Here is a 3273-nt window from a genome sequence, read left to right on the forward strand (position 1 = left end):
CTTTTTCGCGCTCGATCACGCGGCGGGCCGTTATGTCGGTGAAGGCGAGCAAGACGGTAATGGCTTTGCTGTGGTCGTAGATGACCTTTCGAGCATTGAGCAACATCGTGCGGTGGCCGATGTTGGGAAAATCGTAGGCCACCTCGAAACCATCCATCGCGGTCTTCTCAGGGATGATTGTTTCCAGGAGCAGACGAAGTGCGGGAATGTCCCACTGACCATCACCGAGGGCATAGAGCAACGCCCCCCGCGTCTGCTCGGGATCGACTTTGAATGTCTGGTAGAAAGAACGACTGGCCGCCAGCACAAAAAACTGTTCGTCAAGCACGAGAAAGGGCTCGGGGATCGTATTGACGATAGCCTGCGCCAACGTCTGAGCGTCGTCGACATTCGCGATGGGATGGAACATGGGCGTGAAGCCGATCTGAGGCGGATATCGCCTGCAGGCACGTTATAGAGTTGCGCGACGCCTGTCTCTAGCTGACACAGGCTCTCAAGGCACGGGTTGGAAGGGYGACGTAGGTATATAGCGTTGCCAGAGCTGGTTCGGTCCCGTTGGAACGAATTCCTTTGCCAAGGTTCGGAAAGATCGGGCCGTTGTGATTGCTGTCGGTCGTGGCAATGAAACGCCGTCTGATCTTCGGTTGCAGGTCATGGGCGCGCATCAGCCGTCGAATTTTCTTAAGATTGGCCACAAAACCCTTCATGCGCGTGGCGTGGTGTTGGGGTTCGCAATGAGGCTTGGACGTCACACTGTGTTGTCCTGATTCTTGAACTCGGGGCGCGACTCAGAGTTGATTGGCAATATCTGCCATTAGTGCAACCGTCTCCCAGCAGCTGCGTTTAGTATTATGGAAATGAGCCCAACCATCTGGCTGAAGGGCGGGGAGTTCTCTCTCCGGAACATCGACTCCGTTCCCGACGCGGTCGATTTCCTAGAACAGTGGCCGTTCGATAAACGCAACCCATTCTTCTATCTGGCAGAGCAAGCGCTGCAGGGTGCAATCAACGGCTCCATTCCCATTGATCAGGCTAGAGAGGCTTTTGAAACATTCTGCAAGGAGGCTGGCATACTGGCCGAAGAACCCGAGGACACAAGCTAGATTGGTCCCCTCCGTAGCGATCAGGAAAGCCGCCGTCGCACTTCTTGTAAGCCAAAGTTCACTTGCTCAGAGACGGTCCTAGTGTCCCAGGAGGAAGTGATGACAGATACCTTTGATCGACCGGTTTTCGTCCAACACGAAAACCAAATCTGCGAGATTGGCAGCATTGCCGATGCCATCGAGTTCTTAACATGTTGGCCTGAGAACCGGCGCGGCCCCATTTATAGCGCAACCATCCGCGCCTGCCACGCGGCGCACGATGGACGACTTCCGGTTGACGGGGCGCGGAATGCGTTCTCCGCCTTTGCAAGGTCGGTCAGAATCCGCGAGCCTTCGCCATTGGCGATCGGGCCTTGGAAGGTTGCGGCCAAGCGCGGCCGTATGCCTTTTGCATAGGTTCAAATGGGGGATGGGGCCAAGTCGTTGGTTTACCGCACATTAACCATGCTGGGCCACCATGGCTGAGCGGTCATGTAATTAGTCCCGCATCCTTGAGCCTGACCAATCAAAAGTCCCGTCGCCGAAAGGTGGCGGGGCTTTTTTGCGGTTCAGGCTGGATCACTCAAGGGAACGTGCAACTCGACGCAGAGCCAAGCGACGCGGAGTCCAGCCCGCTAAGGACGCCCAGGGGGCTGCTCAAGCGGAAACTTGTCGTCGTGGACAATCGCCACAGCCCGGTCGAGGCCGTCTTGAACCTCAAAACCGATCCAGTGTCCGTCCATCAGATGGGTTTGTCTCGCGCAGGCGAGGAAGTAGTTCCCGGCCTGTTTCGCCACAAAGTTGAGTTGTCTCCTCTCATTGGTTTTGATTCCCTCTGGCGGATTGGTGTACGCTCCCCATATCGCATCCTCATGCGTCAACTTCACTGGCATCTCTGACTGAGCATAGACTCTGGTCACCATCAGACTGTGCCGAAAAGATGAGGAGCCATTGATGAAATCGATCTTCACTGACCATCCCGTGGGCACCATGATCGTGAGGTTGCCGCCCCAGTAGCCGTTGAAATCGATAATATCAGTCCGGATGTTGTCCCTGCGGTACCGCTCGACTTGGTTCCAATCGGCAACAACCTCCATGGCGACAGTCCTGGCTGCGGGATCGTTCTTGATCCAACTCGGGACGAAAGGCTCGCCAGCCAGTCCTACTCCAGGCAATACTCCCAACGCCAAGACGAAAAAGGCAAGCTGAGCAAAGCGTGCCATCAAACCTCCTGTTCAGGGCGAGGCCGGAGCGGCACCCAATTCAGATCAACTAGGCCAGCCGTAAGAGAGGGTACCCTCTCTGCCTGATACCTGACCATGTCTACAATGTCTTGTTCCTGTGCACTGGCGATACCGCGCGCTCGATAATGGGCGAGAGCATTCTGCAAAAGTAAGATGCCGGGCGGTTCAATGCCTTTAATCGGCTCCAGCAGGCACCTGAGCAGAGATCATGCGTGTCCCTGCCTTTGATGCTGACGATCAAGTGCCCGAGCCAGGACACTCCTTACGATATCGACCAATGTATCGGGCTTCAAATGACCGCACCCTGACACGGGCCAAAAGTCGAAGCGAGAGGTCAAAGCATCATGTGGATGCTGGTTGCTATTCTCGCAGGACGCGCAGTTGTGCGTTCATTGAGATCAATGGAAAGATCCGGATAAGCGACCAGGAATCGGCCGAGTTGATACGGCAGAAAAGCAGCCAATCCAGCCGTGTTAGACAAGAGCCTGATGCGCCCCCTTAGACCCAGTGCCGTCGGTGCGAAGTCCACGTATGCTCCACTCGATCTAGGATCAAACGAGCATGGCGGATCAAGGCATCACCTGCCGCAGTCGTGCACTTGCCCATTCTCATCTGAGCTTTGCGTGGCACCCGTGACATTATGCCGAAGGGGATCGGAGCGTATTGGCCAGGACCTCGTATTGGAAACCTGACCAACCGTATTTGGAGTGCAATCATTTGCCTCTTCGATTAATCAGCTCTCGGAACGAGCTGTTTCGGAGATGCCTGCACGCCATTATCACATTTAGCTTGTAGAAAATCGTCAATGTAGATTTCAGATAAAACGCAAGTCTGTCGCGCCGCATTTCACTTCTCCCTATTAACTCTCCAAGCGGATGGATTTGGCGACAACGGAAGCGGTTCTGCTTTTCAACCCAACTTCCTCGCGATACATTCCGACACTTCAC

General features: G+C 55.1%; 4 protein-coding genes and 1 pseudogene. 3 read left to right on the plus strand and 2 right to left on the minus strand.

The window, feature by feature from the left end; all coding sequences use genetic code 11:
* The coding region (locus AC1DWF_RS31190) for a PAS domain-containing protein (protein WP_476842490.1) at positions 1–409 on the minus strand (409 nt) is incomplete at its 3' end.
* Between the two features lie 448 nt (positions 410–857).
* Here AC1DWF_RS31190 and AC1DWF_RS31195 point away from each other — a divergent pair.
* Both AC1DWF_RS31195 and AC1DWF_RS31200 read left to right on the plus strand, forming a co-directional pair.
* Positions 858–1103, plus strand: a complete 246-nt coding sequence (locus AC1DWF_RS31195) for a DUF982 domain-containing protein (RefSeq protein WP_476789471.1) — start codon at positions 858–860, stop codon at positions 1101–1103.
* A 99-nt stretch (positions 1104–1202) separates the two neighbouring features.
* The gene (locus AC1DWF_RS31200; RefSeq protein ID WP_476789472.1) at positions 1203–1499 is read left to right on the plus strand and encodes a DUF982 domain-containing protein; all 297 of its coding nucleotides are present in this window, start codon (positions 1203–1205) and stop codon (positions 1497–1499) included.
* A 218-nt stretch (positions 1500–1717) separates the two neighbouring features.
* On the opposite strand, the gene AC1DWF_RS31205 is transcribed toward AC1DWF_RS31200, so the two are convergent.
* Positions 1718–2305 (minus strand): sulfocyanin-like copper-binding protein, encoded by a 588-nt coding sequence (locus AC1DWF_RS31205; RefSeq protein WP_476785804.1) that lies wholly within the window; start codon positions 2303–2305, stop codon positions 1718–1720.
* 86 nt (positions 2306–2391) lie between these two features.
* Between AC1DWF_RS31205 and AC1DWF_RS31210 the strand changes: the two are divergent.
* Positions 2392–2475, plus strand: a pseudogene (locus tag AC1DWF_RS31210) (arsenate reductase ArsC); the annotation flags it as partial.
* Positions 2476–3273 lie beyond the last annotated feature (798 nt).

The sequence above is a fragment of the Aminobacter sp. P4_D5 genome, assembly GCF_056401815.1.

What these genes read in the sequence shown, in the direction of transcription:
- AC1DWF_RS31195 (WP_476789471.1), top strand. Translation starts at nt 858, where the DNA reads ATGAGCCCAACCATCTGGCTGAAGGGCGGGGAGTTCTCTCTCCGGAAC.
- AC1DWF_RS31200 (WP_476789472.1), top strand. Translation starts at nt 1,203, where the DNA reads ATGACAGATACCTTTGATCGACCGGTTTTCGTCCAACACGAAAACCAA.
- AC1DWF_RS31205 (WP_476785804.1), bottom strand. Translation starts at nt 2,305, where the DNA reads ATGGCACGCTTTGCTCAGCTTGCCTTTTTCGTCTTGGCGTTGGGAGTA.